The 15,896-nt window shown below is 30.3% G+C and carries 15 protein-coding genes; 5 read left to right on the top strand and 10 right to left on the bottom strand.

The window, feature by feature from the left end; translation table 11 throughout:
- Positions 1-116: 116 nt before the first annotated feature.
- Both OW763_RS12155 and OW763_RS12150 read right to left on the bottom strand, forming a co-directional pair.
- A complete protein-coding gene (locus tag OW763_RS12155) occupies positions 117-1,256 on the bottom strand; it encodes an aldo/keto reductase (RefSeq protein WP_268041413.1) in 1,140 nt (379 codons plus the stop codon).
- A gap of 164 nt (positions 1,257-1,420) precedes the next feature.
- The gene (locus tag OW763_RS12150; protein ID WP_268041412.1) at positions 1,421-1,921 is read right to left on the bottom strand and encodes a flavin reductase family protein; all 501 of its coding nucleotides are present in this window, start codon (positions 1,919-1,921) and stop codon (positions 1,421-1,423) included.
- A 372-nt stretch (positions 1,922-2,293) separates the two neighbouring features.
- Here OW763_RS12150 and OW763_RS12145 point away from each other — a divergent pair, with 372 nt between their 5' ends.
- Entirely contained in the window at positions 2,294-2,791 is a 498-nt protein-coding gene (locus tag OW763_RS12145; RefSeq protein WP_268041411.1) for a hypothetical protein, read from the top strand.
- Positions 2,792-2,889: 98 nt separating this feature from the next.
- On the opposite strand, the gene OW763_RS12140 is transcribed toward OW763_RS12145, so the two are convergent.
- A complete protein-coding gene (locus OW763_RS12140; protein ID WP_268041410.1) occupies positions 2,890-4,050 on the bottom strand; it encodes a M20 family metallopeptidase in 1,161 nt (386 codons plus the stop codon).
- Between the two features lie 210 nt (positions 4,051-4,260).
- Positions 4,261-5,700, bottom strand: coding sequence for a YfcC family protein (locus OW763_RS12135; RefSeq protein WP_268041409.1), 1,440 nt, complete (start codon positions 5,698-5,700; stop codon positions 4,261-4,263).
- A gap of 653 nt (positions 5,701-6,353) precedes the next feature.
- Between OW763_RS12135 and OW763_RS12130 the strand changes: the two genes are divergently transcribed.
- On the top strand, positions 6,354-7,493 hold the full coding sequence (locus tag OW763_RS12130) for a THUMP domain-containing class I SAM-dependent RNA methyltransferase (protein WP_268041408.1): 1,140 nt from the start codon (positions 6,354-6,356) through the stop codon (positions 7,491-7,493).
- 29 nt (positions 7,494-7,522) lie between these two features.
- Here the strand turns inward: OW763_RS12130 and cobO are convergent, their stop codons facing one another.
- Positions 7,523-8,044 carry a cob(I)yrinic acid a,c-diamide adenosyltransferase gene (cobO, locus tag OW763_RS12125; protein WP_268041407.1) on the bottom strand — a complete coding sequence of 174 codons (522 nt, stop codon included), beginning with the start codon at positions 8,042-8,044 and terminating at the stop codon, positions 7,523-7,525.
- A 318-nt stretch (positions 8,045-8,362) separates the two neighbouring features.
- On the opposite strand from cobO, the gene nuoE reads away from it, so the two are divergent.
- Genes nuoE through OW763_RS12110 form a run of 3 tightly spaced genes read left to right on the top strand, consistent with a single transcriptional unit; the run spans position 8,363 to position 12,504 of the window.
- Positions 8,363-8,863, top strand: a complete 501-nt coding sequence (gene nuoE / locus OW763_RS12120; RefSeq protein ID WP_268041406.1) for an NADH-quinone oxidoreductase subunit NuoE — start codon at positions 8,363-8,365, stop codon at positions 8,861-8,863.
- Complete coding sequence (locus tag OW763_RS12115; protein WP_272507451.1) at positions 8,856-10,751, top strand: NADH-quinone oxidoreductase subunit NuoF; 1,896 nt, start codon at positions 8,856-8,858, stop codon at positions 10,749-10,751. Before nuoE ends, OW763_RS12115 begins: the two co-directional genes overlap by 8 nt.
- Before the next feature lie 19 nt (positions 10,752-10,770).
- Entirely contained in the window at positions 10,771-12,504 is a 1,734-nt protein-coding gene (locus tag OW763_RS12110; protein WP_268041405.1) for an NADH-dependent [FeFe] hydrogenase, group A6, read from the top strand.
- A 77-nt stretch (positions 12,505-12,581) separates the two neighbouring features.
- Here the strand turns inward: OW763_RS12110 and OW763_RS12105 are convergent, their stop codons facing one another.
- The 5 genes from OW763_RS12105 to minC all read right to left on the bottom strand — a co-directional run bounded on the left by OW763_RS12105 (position 12,582) and on the right by minC (position 15,896).
- Positions 12,582-12,953, bottom strand: coding sequence for a methylglyoxal synthase (locus OW763_RS12105; RefSeq protein WP_268041404.1), 372 nt, complete (start codon positions 12,951-12,953; stop codon positions 12,582-12,584).
- Between the two features lie 12 nt (positions 12,954-12,965).
- Positions 12,966-14,084: a rod shape-determining protein RodA gene (gene rodA, locus OW763_RS12100; protein WP_268041403.1), complete on the bottom strand. Its 1,119-nt coding sequence runs from the start codon at positions 14,082-14,084 to the stop codon at positions 12,966-12,968.
- Between the two features lie 92 nt (positions 14,085-14,176).
- Positions 14,177-14,437: a cell division topological specificity factor MinE gene (gene minE / locus OW763_RS12095; protein WP_268041402.1), complete on the bottom strand. Its 261-nt coding sequence runs from the start codon at positions 14,435-14,437 to the stop codon at positions 14,177-14,179.
- An 11-nt stretch (positions 14,438-14,448) separates the two neighbouring features.
- Complete coding sequence (minD, locus tag OW763_RS12090; protein ID WP_268041401.1) at positions 14,449-15,249, bottom strand: septum site-determining protein MinD; 801 nt, start codon at positions 15,247-15,249, stop codon at positions 14,449-14,451.
- Between the two features lie 14 nt (positions 15,250-15,263).
- Entirely contained in the window at positions 15,264-15,896 is a 633-nt protein-coding gene (minC, locus tag OW763_RS12085; protein WP_268041400.1) for a septum site-determining protein MinC, read from the bottom strand.

The following is a 15,896-nucleotide window of genomic DNA, read 5'->3' as shown; positions in this document are numbered from 1 at the left end:
TACTAATAGTTAATATATAAAAAACTAGGTACTAGTAAACAAAACTTTGCCTTAAACAGCACCTTCATTCCTAGTACCTTTAGTATTTATTTAACTCACAATAATTTTATCAAGTTTCAAGATTTTTCAAATACCTTTGCTATTTCCATCAATTTCTCTATAATAGGAATATTTTGAGGACAAGCTACTTCACATTTTCCGCATGAAATACATTTTGAAGCTCTTTCTTCTTCTTTTAATAGAGCATTATAACTGGCTTTACTAGATTTGAAATCACCAAAAATAGATAAATTATTATATTCATTAAAACATTCAGGTATGTTTACTCCATTAGGACAAGGCATACAATATCTACAATTTGTACAATTAATCTTTATTTTACTCTTATAAATTGCTTTAACCTCATTAACCAACTCTATTTCTTCATCTTTTAGTGAATTCTCATGTGCATATTGTGATGATGCTAAACATATATTTTCCTTAACCTGATGCATATTTGACATGCCACTTAAAACTATAGTCACTTCTGGATGATTCCAAATCCATTGTAACGCCCACTCTGCAGGAGTTCTCTTAATATCCGATTTGTTCCATATTTTCTCAACTTCCTTTGGAATATTGTTAGTAAGTTTTCCGCCTCTAAGAGGCTCCATAACAATTACCCCTATTCCTTTTTTAGCTGCATATTTAAGCCCTTCTTTTCCTGCTTGATATTCTTCATCCAAATAATTATACTGAATTTGACAAAATGTCCATTCATAAGAATCCACAACTTCTTTAAATAACTCTATATCATCATGGAAAGAAAATCCTGCATATCTTATTTTTCCACTTTTTAATGATATATCCAAAAATTCTAACACACCCAATTGTTTTAATTTTTTCCAATCCGTTTTATTTAATGCATGAAGTAAATAATAATCTATATAATCTGTTTCTAATCTTTTTAACTGTTCATTTAAATATTTATCCATATCAGCTCTTGTTTGAATAAGCCAACTTGGAAGTTTTGTAGCAAGCTTAACCTTTTCTCTATACCCATCTTTTAAAGCTTTTGCAACTAGTAGTTCACTATACCCATTATGATAAGGATACGCTGTATCTATATAATTAACTCCATTATCTATTGCATAATGAAGCATTTTTATTGCTTTTTTCTCATCAATCTTATCTCCATCTATAGTTGGAAATCTCATACACCCAAACCCCAATATAGATAATTTATCTTCTGCTCTACTCATAGTTCTATATAACATAATTCTCCCTCCTCTCTTCTTTATTCTTATTTAAAGTAGCTCCTTAATATTCTTATTTACATATTTCCATCCTTGTATACTTTAATTCAAATAAAAATGCAGCATTAATTTTTCTGCTGCATTTCTAATACTTTCATAAATTTACTTGTTAGAAAAATTATATATTATTTATTTAAATAGCAATCCACTATTTCTCCATAATACATAACATGCTTATCATCTTTTGGATAACAAGCTTTTTTAATGTCTTTATCTAATAAATTCAAGTCCATATCCTGTTTATATATGATTCTACATTCATATACAAGTCCACAATTTTCTATAGATGGTGAAGATATTTTTCTACTCTTTTCCATACTTAAATTACACTCTTTAAATTTATCTAAATTTCTTCCTGATTTACTTCCACAGAAAGCCAATGCTTCTTTCATATCATTATCTAATGGAACACTTACTGTGAAATTTTTAGCTTTTTCCATAAGTCCGTATGTATATCTAGACTGCCTTACAAGAACTGTAAAAATAGGTTTTTTCCATTGGAACCCTATATTTCCCCATCCAATTGTCATAGTATTTACTTTATCATTAACCTTAACTGTTAAAAATGCTCCTTGCTTATATAAATATTCTATTCCTTTTTCAATATTTCTAGTAAAATTAACCACTAATCATACCCCCTAATATCAAGTTTCTTCTTTATTTTAAATTATAACTCACTCTTTTAAAATTGCAAATCTAAGTTAAATTTCATTTTTTTACAATATTCTTATAAATGCCAATAGTATCTATTTGATTTTTTGTAGATTTATGTGAAAATAAAATGTAATTAACGAAAACGAATCTAATTATGAGGTACTAGAAATGAAATTATATGTGAAATTTTTTTAAAATACGAAAATGTTTAAAATATATACTTGTAAATATTTTCACTTCACGTTAATCATCTAAATCATCCTTTAAACAGGATATAGGACCTATTGTTTAAACAATATATCTATGCTAAAATACATCGATATACAACAAAGGAGGGAGATATTATGATTAAACTGTACGTTACATTATTTTTATTAAAATTATTGGATGGTTCACTAAAAACTTTTAAGCAAAAGGCATTAATACACAATCAGGATCTTATAGCGAGTGTGTTAAATTCCTTATCTTTTATAACTTATATGATGATTATAAATAAAATAATCCATCAAAATGATATGACATCAATTATTATAACTTCATCAGCAGTATTTTTTAGCACCTATATACCTTCAAAAATATTTAATAGAGTACAAAGAGATAAAGTTTTTCTATTTGAAATATTGCCTAATGAAAATATCCTTGGAAAAGAAATTGCAGATTTACTTCGTGAAAACAATATAGCAATAACAACTTACAAGGGTTATAACAAGCAAAAAGAACTTGTGTTATGCTGCAAAGCCTTTGCAGAAACTAAAAGTGAAAGTAAGTTTATAACAGGTTTGATAGAAAACAAAGATACAATTTACAATATTATAGAAGTTAAAAACCTAGTCGCGAGTTAAGATAAATTACAAATTTCATCTTAACTCGCTTTGTTTTTCTATAAACTAATCAACCGACAGATAACAACTATCTATCGGTTAATTTAATCTTTAATAATTTATTTTTCATTTAAAAAATCAAAAACATATTGAACATGAAGAGCTGTTCCTATTTCTAATGCCTCTTCATCTACATTATAGTTAGGATGGTGTTGTGCATAGCACGCTCCTTTATCTTTATTTTTTACACCAACCACAGCAAATACTCCTGGTACTTTATTCATATATTGTGCTACATCTTCTGCTGCTGATATCTTTTGAAACTGTACAGATTCAGCTCCTATTTTTTGTACTGCTTTATCTGCTATTTTTGAGCAATCTGCATCATTTACAACCACTGGTGGTCCCTGTATATATTCAAGCTCAGCTTCTGCTCTATATGTACTAGCTGTTTGTTTAGCTATTCTTTCAATTAATTCAGGAAATTTTTTGCGTATTTCCTCATTATAGCATCTAGTTGTTCCTCTTAATACTGCTTCACTGGCAATAACATTATATTCAGATCCAGCTTTAAGGTACCCTACACTAACAACTGCTGGCTCAAAAGGACTTAACTCCCTACTTACAATAGATTGTAAATTCATAACTATTGCAGAAGATGCAAGTACGGCATCAATTCCTTGATGTGGTGCAGAACCATGTCCACCTTTTCCTTTAACACGTATAGTAAACACATCTGCTGCAGCCCAACCCGGACCTTCTTTTACACATACTTTTCCACATTCCAAGTCACTCCATACATGCATACCAAACACACCATCTACACCTTGTAATGCTCCTTGTTTTATCATTTCTTTAGCTCCAACACCTATTTCTTCTGCTGGTTGAAATACTATTTTTACAGTTCCACTTAATTCACCTTTTACTTCGTTTAATATTCTTGCAGCTCCTAGGAGCATAGCTATATGACAGTCATGTCCACATGCATGCATAAATCCTTCATGTTTTGATTTATACTCAAGATCATTAGCTTCTGTAACAGCCAATCCATCTATATCTGCTCTTAAAGCTATAGTTTTTCCTTTACCTTTTCCTTTTATTTCAGCAATTATCCCTGTTTCCGCAACTGAAATATAAGTAATACCTATATTATCTAATTCTTCTTTTATAAGCTGAGAAGTTTTAAATTCTTTAAGACTTAATTCTGGGTACATATGAAATTTTCTTCTTAATTCTATTACATATTGTTTATATTCTTTTGCTAGTTTTCTAACATCCATTTCAAGTCACCTCTATTAAAAAATTTAATTAAGAAATACATACTTTTAAAATCGTATATCTACATACAATTTTCTTATATCTAGTTGTTATTATAGGCAAACATCTTTATATTAATTTTTATATAAAATTAATATAAATTTAGCTTTACGTTAATTTTCAATCATTCGTTGTTAATTGCATATATATTTAACTTTCCATACCTATGTAAGTTAAAATGGTCCATAACCTATCTTAACTGCAATTACTAAGAATATACATGACGCAACAAATACTTTCCATATAACAGGCCAAACAAATTTCATCCAACGATTATATGGTACTTTTCCAGAAGTTAATAAGAACATTAATCCTCCATAAGTAAACCACATTATATTAGAGAAACCATCACCTAATTGGAAAGCCAAAATAGTAGTCTGTCTTGTAATTCCTAGCAAATCACCCAAAGGTATCATTATAGGCATAGTAACCATTGCTTGTCCACTTCCAGACGGAATAAAGAAATTAAGAACCATCTGAACAACAAACATTCCTATAGCACAAATAACTGTTGGTAATTTTGATAAAGGTAATGAAGCTGTATAAATAATTGTATCAACTATATGTCCCTGTAAAAGAATCCATTGAATTCCTCTAGCAAGTCCAACAATTAATGCACCAAAAACTATTTTTTCTGATCCTTTTACAAAATGTTCTGCTATTTTATTTGGTGTCATGCTACATGCTAGCCCTGCTATTATACCACCTATTACAAACACAGCAGACATGTCATTTATATTCCATTTTAATTTAGTCATACCTATAACTACCATTATAAATGTACCTAAAAGAATTAGCAATGAAAGTGTATGTTTACCTGTAAATTCTACTTTTTTAGATAAATCTAAATTATAGTCTAAATCACTGGTATCGATTCCATTCATTAAACTCAAAGAAGGATCTGCTTTTGTTTTTTTAGCATATCTATATACATGAGTAATAGAAATTGTTACTAAAGTAATATATACAATCATCCTATATCCCATTCCTGAGAATAAAGGTAATTCTGCAACTGATTGCGCAATTCCTACTGAGTAAACATTGGTAGGTCCCCCTGTAAATCCTAAAATCATTGAAAGAGTACACACACCAACTCCAACTAAAGTATCATATCCTAATCCACATATAACAGCCATTGCCAGTGGAACAAAAGGGAATGCTGCTTCAATCCATCCTAAAAAGCCTCCTAAAACTGCAAAGAACGTCATTAGTATTACAATTACTATTGGACCGCCTTTATCTCCATATTTTCTTATTATCTTAGAAAGGCCTGCATTTATTGCTCCTGTTTGACTAAAAACTTCTATTGATCCACCAACAAGAAGTATTAAAAACATAATACTACTAGCTTTTATCATACCATTTGGTATAGCCCTAAAAATATCCAAAAAGCTAACTGGGGTGTTTTTAACATAGTGAAAACTTCCAGCATCAACTACTGTTCTACCATTAACTTGAATTCTTTCGAATTCACCTGCTGGTACAAAATAAGATAAAATAGCGCATACCACAATAACCATAAATAATAGTAGAAATGCATGTGGAAAGCTTTTGTACCAAGGTTTTTTTGGAACTGTAGGTTTGTTTGTTACTACCTTATTGTCTTGGCTCATATTTTTCTCTCCTTCTTATGTTAAATTTTATATTAAACTTGAATTCAATAAAGTACACTGAATATTTTGAAATATAATTTTATTAAAGATGTTTGCCTATTTTTTATAAAATTCAAGTTTTGAACATAATAAGAAATACATATAATTTATAGTCTTCTTTTACATGATACCATATTTTTGTTAACATTTGAATATTTTTGTAATAAAGTGATGTATTGTGTCATTTGTAAAAAAACAGTGAAGCTTGAAATTAAATAGCTTGACTAGCTTTATTTCTTAATCTAAAAATAATTTAAAATTCAAATATTAAATCTTAAAATAAGTAAAACTTTAATTTTAAGCTTCCATTTATAATGATATTTCTTGTGATACTTTATTTTTCTCTATTAAACTTAATGCATTATTATCTTTTTAGTATTATGAATCTAAATTCATTTTATAATAAATTTAGATTCATAATACTTATACAAAATAATTATATCAAGTAAAAAAATTTTTAATTAACAATGTATTAAAACATTTGTCTTTTATTATTTCAAATGCTATATTTATATGTAGTATAAATGAGCTACTTAAAAGTTTAAATGACAATCACACTCATCTATAACTCAATCAATTTTAAACAAAAATACAGAAAACAGGAGAGAAAATTCATGGCAAAATACGAATTAATTGCTACTTCAGCCTTTGGTATAGAATCTCTAGTATCAAAGGAAGTAAAAAGATTAGGCTATAAAAATCCAATGGTTGAAAATGGTAAAGTTACTTATACTGCAGATGAAGAAGGTATTTGTAAATCAAATTTATGGCTTAGATGTGCTGATAGAGTTTATATAAAACTTGGGGAATTTGAAGCTACATCTTTTGAAGAATTATTTGAACAAACTAAAGCTCTTCCTTGGGAAAATTATCTACCTGAGGACGCTAATTTTATTGTAAATGCTAAATCAGTAAAATCTCAATTATTCAGCCTTTCTGATATTCAATCCATATGTAAAAAGGCTATTGTAGAAAAACTAAAAGAAAATTATTTTACAGAGTGGTTTGAAGAAAGTGGAAGTAAATATCCTATCGTAATTTCTATTTTAAAGGATAAAGTAACTGTTTTATTAGATACAAGTGGTACTGCTCTACATAAAAGAGGTTATCGTGAAGTTGGGAGTGAAGCACCTCTTAAAGAAACTTTAGCTGCTGCTCTAGTTACATTAAGTCAGTGGAGATATGATAGAATCTTTGTAGATCCTTTTTGCGGTTCTGGAACTATTCCTATAGAAGCTGCCTTAATTGCTAGGAATATAGCACCTGGACTAAACAGAAACTTTGTTTCAGAAGAATGGGACATAATTCCTACGGAGCTTTGGAAAAAAGTTAGGAAAAAAGCCTATGAAGCTATAATGTATGATAAAGATTATAATATACAAGGTTTTGATATCGACAATAGAGTAATTGGAATAGCACGTCAAAATGCAATTAAAGCTGGAGTAGATGATATAATACATTTTCAAACTGCTCCTGTAAGTGAGCTTTCATCTAATAAAAACTATGGAACTATTGTATGTAATCCTCCTTATGGTGAACGTTTAAGCGAAAAAGAAGAAGTAGAAAAATTATATAAAGATATGGGAAAGGTTTTTAAAACCCTTGATACTTGGTCTGATTTTATAATAACTTCATATCCTGAATTTGAAAAATGTTTTGGTGAAAAATCTACTAAAAATAGAAAGCTTTTTAACGGACGTATTGAATGTTACTATTATCAATACATTGGACCAAAACCACCAAAAAGAATTTAAGAATATTGCTTAGCAATATTCTTAAATTCTTATTTTTCTATACCCTCTCTAGCCTCAACGCCTTTTGTATAATAATGCTTTATTTCATTCATTTCAGTAACTAAATCTGATTTATCTATAAGTTGTTGAGGCGCATATCTTCCTGTAATTACCACTTCCACATTTTCTTTTCTTTTATTTAAAATCTCTATTACCTGTTCTACTGTAAATAATTTATAAAAAAGTGCTATATTTAGTTCATCCATTACTACTAAATCATATTTACCCTCTACTAATATACTTTCAATTTCTAAAAGAGCATCTCTTGCTGAGTTTATATCTTCCTGCTCAGGATTATTATAAATAAAACAATTACGTCCATATTGTTTCATTTCAAAATTAGGTAAATATTTTACTGCACCAAGTTCACTATATTTCATTCCTTTAGCAAATTGTCCAAAGAAAACTTTTTTTCCAGCACAAACTGCTCTTAATGAAAGTCCAAGAGCAGCTGTAGTTTTCCCTTTACCATTTCCAGTGTAAATGTGAATATATCCCTTATAGCTTTCCATGAATTTCTCTCCTTAACTTAACTTGTTTTACTTTAATAATTTATTTTTTTAGTTAAAAATTTATAAATTAAATTTATATTTTTTACTTAACTTATTATATATAACTACAAATATAATCATTGTTAAATAAATATATAGTATATTTATTTTTTACTAATAGTTTAAGTCCTCAGTAACTTTATGTCAATGCAGTATAATTGTTGTTTTTTACTATATTATCTCTTTTAAATCAAATGAATTATAAGTTCAAAAATGCACATCCTAAAAATATATTATAAGTATTTCTATATATTACATTTGTAAAGGAGGTTAACCTTAATGTGCTCAAATCCTTTATCAGAACAAAAATTTGGAGAATTAGAAAATTTTATAAATAAACTTCCAGCTAATCGTAGTTCCCTAATAGAAGTCTTACATAAAGCTCAACATATTTTTGGATATCTTCCAGAAGACGTACAAAGCTTTATAGCAGACAAACTTCATCTCTCTGTAGCTACAGTATATGGTGTTGTCACCTTCTATTCTTACTTTACAACTATACCAAGAGGTAAGTATGTAATAAATATTTGTATGGGAACAGCTTGCTTCGTTAAAGGCGCTGGAGATATTTTAAAAGAATTTGAAACAAAATTAAATATTAAAGCAGGTCAAACTACAGCAGATAGTAAATTTACACTTGAAGTACTGCGTTGCGTAGGAGCTTGTGGTCTTGCACCTGTTGTAACAGTAAATGATAAGGTTTATGGACATTTTACTGTAGCTCAAGTAGATGATTTGCTACATGAATATGCAGAAAAGGAGGTATCAGTCGTTGAATAAAATTAATTCTTTTGAAGAGCTTAAAAATTATCATAATCAATTTAAAGAATTACTTGAACTTCGAAAACCTACTTATAAAGAAGAACTAATGGTTGAAAATAAAAAATGTAAAAGAGAAATATTAGTTTGTGGAGGAACAGGATGTCAATCTGCCGAAAGCCAAAAAATACTTGAAAATTTAAGAGAACAAATTGTTAAAGCAGGAATCTCTAATGAAGTAAAAGCATCTATAACTGGCTGCTTTGGTTTTTGTGAAAAAGGACCTATTGTAAAAGTGGATCCGGACAATGTATTTTATGTTAAAGTAAAACCTGATGATGTGGAAGATATAGTTAATGAACATTTATTAAATGGAAAAATTGTTGAAAGATTATTATATGAAGAGCCTACCCTTAAAAAGAAAGTAAAAAGACAAGATGAGATGTCTTTTTATAAAAAACAATACAGAATTGCACTTCGGAACTGTGGTCTTATAAATCCTGAGGATATACGTGAATCTATTGCTGAAAGAGGATACATGGCATTAGGAAAAGTGTTAACTGAAATGACTCCTGATGATATTATTAAATTAATCTCAGATTCTGGATTAAGAGGAAGAGGTGGTGGTGGCTTCCCTACTGGTAAAAAATGGAGTTTAGCTAGACAATTTCAAGCTGACCAAAAATATATTATATGTAATGCAGATGAAGGTGATCCTGGTGCTTTTATGGATCGTTCTATTCTAGAAGGAGACCCGCACAGCGTTCTTGAAGCCATGGCTATAGCTGGATATGCTCTAGATGCTTCTCATGGTTTTATTTACATAAGAGCAGAATATCCACTTGCCATAGATAGACTTAAAATAGCTATAAAACAATCAAGAGAATACGGTCTTCTTGGTAAAAATATATTAGGAACAAATTTTAATTTTGATGTTGAATTAAAATTTGGTGCAGGTGCCTTTGTATGTGGTGAAGAAACAGCTTTGATAAATTCGATTGAAGGTTATCGCGGTGAGCCTAGAAACAAACCCCCTTACCCTGCTGAGAGTGGACTTTGGGATAAACCAACTAGTGTAAATAATGTTGAAACCTTTGCTAATATACCAGCTATAATAAATAATGGTGTAGATTGGTTTACTTCAATAGGTACAAAAACTTCCAAAGGAACAAAGGTTTTTGCCTTAGCTGGAAAAATTAATAACGTTGGTCTTGTAGAAGTTCCAATGGGAACAACTTTAAGAGAAATAATATATGATATCGGTGGCGGCATATCTGGTGGAAAAAAATTCAAAGCAGTTCAAACCGGTGGTCCTTCTGGTGGATGTATACCAACTTCCCTTTTAGATACACCTATAGACTATGAATCATTAAATGCTATAGGCTCTATGATGGGGTCTGGCGGTATGATTGTTATGGATGAAGATAACTGTATGGTAGATATTGCAAAATTTTATCTTGAATTCACACTTGAAGAATCCTGTGGAAAATGTACTCCATGTAGGATTGGAAATAAACGACTTTATGAATTGCTTGATAAAATCACCAAAGGCAAAGCAGAAGAACAAGATCTAATTAATCTAAAAGAACTTGCACAGATTGTAAAAGATACCTCTCTCTGTGGTCTTGGTCAAACTTCTCCTAATCCAATTTTAAGTAATATGAGGTATTTTAGGGATGAGTTTGATGCTCATGTAAATGGTAAATCCTGTCCTGCTGGTGTATGCAAAGACTTATTGAACTATCAAATCACAGATAAATGTATAGGCTGCACTAGATGCGCTAAGAAATGTCCAGTATCATGTATTAGCGGAAATGTTAAAGAAAAACACGTTATAGATCAAGATAAATGTATAAAATGTAATACATGTTATGAAATATGTCCAGTGGATGCAATAATAAGAAAATAGCAAAAAAGAGGTGAGAATATTGAATTTAGTTAGTTTAACTATAAATGGTAGAAAAGTTGAAGTTGAAGAAGGAACATCTATTTTAAAAGCTGCCGAAAAACTTAATATCCATATACCTACATTATGCCACTTTAAACTTCATGATGATAGAACAATAAATGAACCTGGTTCTTGTAGAGTATGCGTAGTTGAAGTAGAAGGACGACATAATTTAGCACCTTCATGTTCTACTAAAGTAAGAGAAGGCATGGTTGTTAAAACCAATTCTATAAGAGCTATAAAAGCCCGACGAGCTATTGTTGAATTGCTTCTTTCAGACCATCCTCAAGAATGTTTATTGTGTGAAAAAAATATGCATTGCGAACTTCAATCATTAGCAGCAGAACTAGGTATTCGCGAAATAAGGTACGAAGGAGAAATGTCTACTTTTCCAACAGATAATTCAAGTTATTCTATAATTAGAGATATGGATAAATGCATTCTATGCAGAAGATGTGAAACTATGTGTAATGAAGTTCAAGCCTGTGGTGTATTATCTGGAATTAATAGAGGATTTCATACTAATATAGCCCCAGCTTTTAATCTTCCAATGGCTGAAACAAACTGTACATTCTGTGGTCAATGTGTAGCTGTTTGCCCTACTGGTGCTTTAACAGAAGTAAATTTCATTCCAAACGTATGGGATGCTATAAACGATGAAGGAAAAATAGTTATTGTAGAAACAGCACCTGCAATTAGAGCTGCACTTGGAGAAGAGTTTGGACTAGAACCAGGAACTTTAGTAACTGGTAAAATGGTAGCTGCTCTTCGCACTTTAGGTTTTGATTATGTATTTGATACAGATTTTGGTGCAGATTTAACTATAATGGAAGAAGCATCTGAATTCATTCATAGGTTAGAACATGGTGGAAGACTTCCTATGCTTACAAGCTGCTGCCCTGCTTGGATAAATCTATTAGAACATAGCTTTACAGATTTATTAGATATCCCTTCTACCTGCAAATCACCACATCAAATGTTCGGTACAATAGCTAAAACATATTTTGCAGAAAAAATGAATATACCTCCTGAAAAAATAGTAGTAGTATCCGTTATGCCTTGTCTAGCTAAAAAATATGAAGCTGCAAGACCTGAAATGCAGCGAAATGGAATACGCGATGTAGATATTGTCATAACCACAAGAGAACTTGGAAAAATGATTAGAGAAGCAGGAATTGATTTTATTTCTTTGCCAGATGAAAAGTTTGATGCACCACTTGGAGAATCTACAAGTGCAGGTGATATTTTTGGTGCATCTGGTGGAGTTATGGAAGCAGCTGTTCGTACAGCTTATGAATGGCTCACTGGCGAAAGTGGTCCAGCATTAGAATTTCATTCAGTAAGAGGTCTTAAAGGAGTAAAAGAAGCTACTGTTAAAATAAAAGATATGGATGTACATGTAGCTGTAACAAATGGTCTTGGAAATGCTCGAAGATTACTTGAATCAATAAGAGCAGGTGAAGTAAATTATCATTTAATTGAAATCATGGCGTGTCCAGGTGGATGTATTGGAGGCGGCGGTCAACCATATATATATGGAGATACTAAAATATTAGAAAAAAGAATAGAAGCCCTTTATCAAGAAGATAAGAACAAAGCACTTAGAAAATCTCATGAAAATCCTTATATACAGCAACTATATAAAGAATTTTTAGGGGAACCTTATGGAGAAAAAGCACACGAACTTCTTCATACACACTACGTTAATAAATAAAAATCATTAAAAAACCTCATACATTTGCATGAGGTTTTTTATAAGTATCCAAAATTACTAAGCACTTCCTTTAGTTTTTACCTTTTTGTTACTAAAGCTTTTGCAAAAACTTCTGCTGAACCTAAATTACTTGCAAGTGGGATATCATGTACATCACATATTCTTAAAAGAGCTGAAACATCTGGTTCATGAGGTTGTGCAGTTAAAGGATCTCTGAAGAATATAACCATATCCATCTCTCCCGTTACAACTTTTGCCCCAATTTGCTGATCTCCACCTAACGGCCCAGATAAAAATCTATATACATCTAATTCTAATTTTTCATTTATAAGTTTTCCAGTAGTACCTGTAGCAAATAATTCATGTTCCCCAAAAACATCTCTATACCTACATACAAAGTCAATTAGCTCTTCTTTTTTGTTGTCATGAGCTACTAACGCTATTTTCATCTTTAATTCCCCCTAAAAATTAATTTTTTTCTTTCTCATACCTATATTTAAAACTAACCCTATAGACATAAAATTAGATAGTATGGAACTTCCCCCATAACTCATAAGTGGTAATGTAATTCCTGTTATAGGCATAAGTCCTATAGTCATACCTATATTTTGTAATATTGAAAATAAGAATGTTGATATAACTCCTATAGTTACAATAGAACCAAAAATATCTTTTGAATTTTTAGCTATCTTTATAAATTTATATATCATAAATCCATAAAGTACTAATAAAAATATAGCACCAACAAGTCCCCATTCTTCTCCTACTACAGAAAAAATAAAATCTGTATGAGCCTCTGGCACATTATTACCTGCTATTTGCAATCCTTTGGTAAAGCCCTCTCCTAATATTTTACCTGATCCAATCCCCATTATAGATTGATTAAGTTGAAATGATAAGCTTCTGCTATATGCTTCTGGATTTAAAAAAGCAACTAATCTTCCCTTCCAATAAGGTTTCATAAGTGGTGAATTCCATATTCCAACAACAAGTACTACAAGACTTGCTAATCCACCTAATATAACTCTTAAGTCAAGACCTGCTATAAAAAATATTCCCAGCACTATAGAAAATGTAACCATTGTCATACCCATATCTGGTTGAATAACAATAAGAATCATAGGAAGCAGCGCATAAAACACTAATTTTAAAAAGTTTTTAGGCTTATTTATATTACCTTCCATATCATTAAGAAGCTTAGCGAGCATTACCATCATACCTAACTTAGCAAATTCTGACGGTTGAATAGCACGTGATCCTATACTAATCCAAGCATTAGATCCTTTATGAATACTTCCTAAAACAAAATCATTTAACACAAGTAACACAATACCAAACCAATATATAATACTTGCATAATTTCCTATAATAGTATAATCAATCAATAAAATTATGTATATTACAAATAACCCCAAACAAAGCCATATTAATTGAAGCTTTGTATAGTAAACTCCAACATTTCTAAAGGTAGCACTGTATATATTCAAGCAACTATATAATACTATCATTATTGCTATAATTACTATACTGTAGTCTAATTCTCTTAACAACTTTTTACTAATCTTCAGTTTTTCGAGCACTTTTATATCCCTCCATATAAATAAGATTATATCACATAAATAAAAAAAAGCCATGTATAACCTATAAATTACACATAGCATTTTTATCAATTTTATTTCATATATTTTATTGGAATACTTGCAACAAGCGCTGGTGAACTACCTTCAACTTCCTGTGTATGGGTTAATCTTACTTCTACTTCACTATCATCTATTACTACATATTTTGAAATTACTTGTAAAATATCCTCTCTCATATTTTCTAAAAGCTCTGGTGATATATTGGCTCTATCATGAATTAGTATTAGTTTTAATCTATCCTTAGCCACAACTTTAGAGGATTGCTTGTTAGAAAATAGCTTTGAAAAATCCATTTAATTTCCTCCTAATTCATTTTAAATATTCTCTTTAACGATTCAAATAAACCTACACGACTATTGTTTGGTACCTGTATAAGAGGTACGTCTTCTCCTAATATCCTTTTTGCAATATTATTAAATGCTTGTCCAGCTAATGCTCTATTATTAAGAACTACTGGTTCTCCTTTATTAGTAGCTACTGTTATTTCTTCATCCACAGGAACAACTCCTAATAATTTTATAGCTAAACTATCAAGGATATCATTTACATCAAGCATATCTCCTCTTTTTACCATTTCATGATCTATTCTATTTACAATTAGTTGATGATTATCAACGCCTTTAGCATCTAATTTTCCAATTACCCTATCAGCATCTCTTACAGAAGTTACTTCTGGATTAACAACAACAATAGCTCTATCTGCTCCTATAACAGCATTTTCAAACCCTTGTTCGATTCCTGCTGGACAATCAATTATCACATAATCAAATTCTTTCTTTAACTCCTGTATTAAGTTAAACATTTGCTCTGGACTAATATCATTTTTATCTCTTGTTTGTGCTGTAGGAAGTAAATATAAATTTGACAACCTTTTATCTTTTATAAGAGCTTGTTTTAGTCTACACCTTTCCTCAATAACATCAAGTAACGTGAATACTATTCTATTCTCAAGTCCCATAAGTACATCTAAATTTCTAAGACCTGTATCTCCATCAACTACAACTACTTTTTTATTTAACCCGGCAAGTGCAGTTCCAACATTGGCAGTAGTTGTTGTTTTACCTACTCCACCTTTACCTGATGTTATTACTATAGCTTCACTCATATGTTCTTCCTCCATTATATAAATTTATTAGGTAAATAAGGTTCAACTATTATAGTATCGTCTTTTATTTTTGCAACTTCAGGATAATTTGCTTTTTCATCATCCTCTGGAGCTCTGGTCATAATATTTGCAATTTGGAGTATCTTCGGTTGAAGTTTAAATGCAGCAATAATTGCTTTTTTATTTCCCGTATTACCGGCATGAACATTTCCTTTTAAATTTCCTAAAACTATTATATTGCCAGCTGCATAAACCTCTGACCCTGGATTCACATCCCCAATAATAACTATATTTCCTGCATACCTTATAATTTGACCACTTCGCAAGGTTCTTCTATAAAATTTTGTACGTCCTTCATATATTCCTGAAAACACTCTAACTTTTGTTTCTTCTTTATCTTCAAAAATACAATCTTTTATGAAAAACTCATCAAATAATATATTTTTTATTATTATTATTTGTCTTTCATTTAATTCTTTAAGTTGAGTTGTTATCTTTATAGTAGCTCCCTTATAGAATCTTTTTCCCTTAGTTAACTTTTCTACAAAGGCTTCTATCATTTCATCAAAATCACCATATTTGTTCATATCAATTACTGCATTTAATCCCTCTTTATTACCTTTCATCATTACTCCATCGTTAACCAT

The sequence above is a fragment of the Clostridium aestuarii genome (assembly GCF_026735135.1).
In the GTDB taxonomy this organism is placed as follows: domain Bacteria; phylum Bacillota; class Clostridia; order Clostridiales; family Clostridiaceae; genus Clostridium_H; species Clostridium_H aestuarii.
This window is presented reverse-complemented; position numbering and strand designations above follow the sequence as displayed.

Excerpts from the sequence above, each read along its gene's own strand:
- OW763_RS12155 (WP_268041413.1), bottom strand. The coding sequence starts at position 1,256 with ATGTTATATAGAACTATGAGTAGAGCAGAAGATAAATTATCTATATTG.
- OW763_RS12145 (WP_268041411.1), top strand. The coding sequence starts at position 2,294 with ATGATTAAACTGTACGTTACATTATTTTTATTAAAATTATTGGATGGT.
- OW763_RS12140 (WP_268041410.1), bottom strand. The coding sequence starts at position 4,050 with ATGGATGTTAGAAAACTAGCAAAAGAATATAAACAATATGTAATAGAA.
- OW763_RS12135 (WP_268041409.1), bottom strand. The coding sequence starts at position 5,700 with ATGAGCCAAGACAATAAGGTAGTAACAAACAAACCTACAGTTCCAAAA.
- OW763_RS12130 (WP_268041408.1), top strand. The coding sequence starts at position 6,354 with ATGGCAAAATACGAATTAATTGCTACTTCAGCCTTTGGTATAGAATCT.
- cobO (WP_268041407.1), bottom strand. The coding sequence starts at position 8,044 with ATGGAAAGCTATAAGGGATATATTCACATTTACACTGGAAATGGTAAA.
- nuoE (WP_268041406.1), top strand. The coding sequence starts at position 8,363 with ATGTGCTCAAATCCTTTATCAGAACAAAAATTTGGAGAATTAGAAAAT.
- OW763_RS12105 (WP_268041404.1), bottom strand. The coding sequence starts at position 12,953 with ATGAAAATAGCGTTAGTAGCTCATGACAACAAAAAAGAAGAGCTAATT.
- minE (WP_268041402.1), bottom strand. The coding sequence starts at position 14,437 with ATGGATTTTTCAAAGCTATTTTCTAACAAGCAATCCTCTAAAGTTGTG.
- minD (WP_268041401.1), bottom strand. The coding sequence starts at position 15,249 with ATGAGTGAAGCTATAGTAATAACATCAGGTAAAGGTGGAGTAGGTAAA.
- minC (WP_268041400.1), bottom strand. The coding sequence starts at position 15,896 with ATGGTTAACGATGGAGTAATGATGAAAGGTAATAAAGAGGGATTAAAT.